Raw genomic sequence first — 2,235 nt, 5'->3', positions numbered from 1 at the left:
ACTCGCGGCGCCGGGGCCGCCCCATGCCCACATCCGCCACCGGCGGACCGCGAACCGGCCCACATGAGCGCCCGGCTGGCCGGGCCGTGCCGCGTGCGGTCCCCCGGTTCCCGTACCGCGTGCGGGGTGCGGGAACGGCGAATGTCGGGATGCCTTGTGGTGGTTGCGGGTGTTGCCGGCCGCCGGGTGAGGGTACGGCCACCGGCCCCGGGGGGAGTGGTGACCACCAGCCCCCTTTCCGGTGCCGGGCCGAATTCCCGCCGACCCGCTGGAGGCTCTGCCGTGCCGTTCTCGACAGCCGCACAAGCCCGCATCGACGCCCTCACCCCGCTCACCCGCTTCGGCCCTGCCTACCGGCGCAGTGTCGCCGAGGCACTCGCCTTCGCCCGCGGCGCGGCCCGCTGGGGCGACTGCGCCTGCCTGTACCTCGTCGAAGCAGAAGTGTGCGCGGGCACCCGCTCCCGAGACGACCTCGCCCGGGCCCGGGCCACCACCAGCCCCGAGCACCTGACCCAAGGCGGTGTCATCCACGACGCCTTGTGCAGCTGCCCCGCCCGCACCTCTTCCTGACCCGCGGCGCCCGGCCGCGCCCCCGCCCCGTACAGCCGCCCCTACAACCCGGAGTCGACCATCATGAACACCGCTCTCGCTCCTGCCTCCGAGCCCATCCCTGGCGCAGCCGGAACCCCAATCGACCTCGCAGGACTCACCGCGTACACGGCTGGCATCGTGCGCCTTGCCGAAGCGAAGGGCCTCCGTCCCACCTGGGGTCAGCCGTATGGCCGCACCCGCCGCATCATCCTCAACGCCATCGGTCCGCACGGCGCGTTCGGCTCCATCGTCATCGGCCGCACCAGCGGCAAGGTCCTGCGCGCCGAAGTGATCCACGGCAACGACGCCACACGTCCCTGCCGCGCCCAAGGCACCAACGCCGTCCGCATCCTGCTCAACGACGTCCGCCGGTCCACCTGCCAACCCGACTGCGACGCCCCTTCCTCAGCCGACTGCCGCCGCTGAACAACCGTGCGCGGCCCACGCTGGCCGCCCCGGCTCGTCCCGCTGCCCGACCCCGCACACACGCCCCCGCACCACCGCCAGCTGAACCGCCCGCGTCGCCCCGCAACCCCGCCGGGTGCCCCGCGCCCCGGGCCCCGCCTGATGGTTTGCGGGGCTTACCCTCGTCTGGAGGAGTGTGGTGGTGCCGGAAGGATGCTCCCGCTCCACCCGCGCCGAGGTTGACCAGGGCCCGTCTCCTCCCTTTCTCGCTCGTTGGGCCCGCCTTCTGCCACCTCGTGCGGGGGCGGGCCCTTCCGCGTTCCCGGCTTCAACACCCGCTTGTCCGCCCCCTCCAGGCCCGCCCGCTGAGCGGGGGAGCGGGGGTTGTGCCGCTATCCTCGCGGNGTCGGTCCCGGCCGGGACCGACCCCGCTCGAAGGTCTGTCGCCCTTTCTCGGTGCAGGGTGTGAGCGTCCGGCACTGCCCGCCCCGCTCCGGACGCAGGCGCCCCGCCGCGCCCCCGGTACCGGCCTCCATCAGCTGCTTGTCGCCCGTTCGGAAGGACCCTGTCATGCTCCTGATCGCCATCATCGAGCTGCCCGGCGCGTTTTGTGCATGGTTCGACGGCACCAGCCTTGCCAGTGGCGATGACGACAGCGACCCGCAGTGCAAGGCCGTCCGCCTCGCCTACCGCGCAGGCCGCACACACACGACCCCCGACGACGAAGACGACTACTACGTCACCGTCGCCGCCACCGACACCGAACTGCGCCTGTTGGAGGAGTACGCGGGCTACTGCCTCAACGCCAACACCGACGAGCCGGACGAGAGGGAGATCGAGGCCGCGCAGAAGGTCATGGAGCGTGCGGCAGCCGCCCGTGCGCAGCTGCGTGCACGCAAGGCCGCCGACACCCGCTGCGGTCAGGCCCCGGCCGGGCCGCAGCCGTAGGACACCCCCGGCCGCCGCCAGGACCCAGCAACTGATTCGCCCCGGTGACCGTCCGTCCCGCGCGCCGCCCGCCGGGTGGACTGCCCGGCGGGCAGGGGTGGTGTCTCTTACCCCGCAGTCCACGACACTCAGACGCCGTGTCAGAACCTCACGATATTGGGTTCTGGCAGGCGTGAATTGCTGAAGCGGAAGGGAAGGGACATAAAGATCATGATGGACTATCCGCCGGAGTTCACCGGATCGTGCGATCGGTGCGGCCAGTCCGTGGACGGCCCCGACGTCGCTTGCGAC

At 72.2% G+C, this 2,235-nt stretch carries 3 protein-coding genes; all 3 read left to right on the top strand.

The genetic code is table 11. From position 1 onward, the window contains the following. Positions 1-282 precede the first annotated feature (282 nt). Positions 283-570, top strand: coding sequence for a hypothetical protein (locus tag EEJ42_RS12090; RefSeq protein ID WP_123099948.1), 288 nt, complete (start codon positions 283-285; stop codon positions 568-570). 63 nt (positions 571-633) lie between these two features. After that, positions 634-1,017 carry a hypothetical protein gene (locus EEJ42_RS12085; RefSeq protein WP_123099947.1) on the top strand — a complete coding sequence of 128 codons (384 nt, stop codon included), beginning with the start codon at positions 634-636 and terminating at the stop codon, positions 1,015-1,017. Positions 1,018-1,566: 549 nt separating this feature from the next. Continuing rightward, the gene (locus EEJ42_RS12080; RefSeq protein WP_123099946.1) at positions 1,567-1,944 is read left to right on the top strand and encodes a hypothetical protein; all 378 of its coding nucleotides are present in this window, start codon (positions 1,567-1,569) and stop codon (positions 1,942-1,944) included. The last annotated feature ends 291 nt before the right edge of the window (positions 1,945-2,235 follow it).

The organism is Streptomyces botrytidirepellens (assembly GCF_003721215.1).
Lineage (GTDB): Bacteria > Actinomycetota > Actinomycetes > Streptomycetales > Streptomycetaceae > Streptomyces > Streptomyces himastatinicus.
This window is presented reverse-complemented; position numbering and strand designations above follow the sequence as displayed.